This is a genomic window from Photobacterium sp. R1, from assembly GCF_054600795.1.
Map to the genome: position 1 here is coordinate 1 of NZ_BAAHZP010000155.1, position 394 is coordinate 394.

Annotated in this window: 1 pseudogene; it reads right to left on the minus strand. The window is 54.6% G+C overall.

Going from position 1 to position 394, the window contains the following annotated elements:
* Positions 1-394: pseudogene (locus tag ACYP03_RS24450) on the minus strand (glycine dehydrogenase (aminomethyl-transferring)); the annotation flags it as partial.

Consider the following 394-nt stretch of genomic DNA (forward strand, 5'->3'; position numbering starts at 1 on the left):
CGCCATATTGGCCAGCAGTGCCTGAGCGGTACAGATGTTAGAGGTCGCTTTCTCGCGGCGGATATGCTGCTCACGCGTTTGCATCGCCATACGCAGCGCCTGATTGCCTTTGGCATCTTTCGATACACCAATAACACGACCAGGCATGGTACGTTTATGCTGATCTTTGGTTGCCATGAAGCCGGCATGCGGGCCACCGAAGCCCATTGGTACGCCGAAGCGTTGCGCACTGCCGATGACTACGTCTGCACCCATTTCGCCCGGCGCTTTGAGGATAGTCAGTGCCAGCAGATCAGAAGCTACAGCGACCAGTGTTTTCTTGGCGTGCGCTTTTTCAATAATGTCAGTCAGATCAGCAATAGCACCTGTTGTGCCCGGGTATTGAACCAGTGCA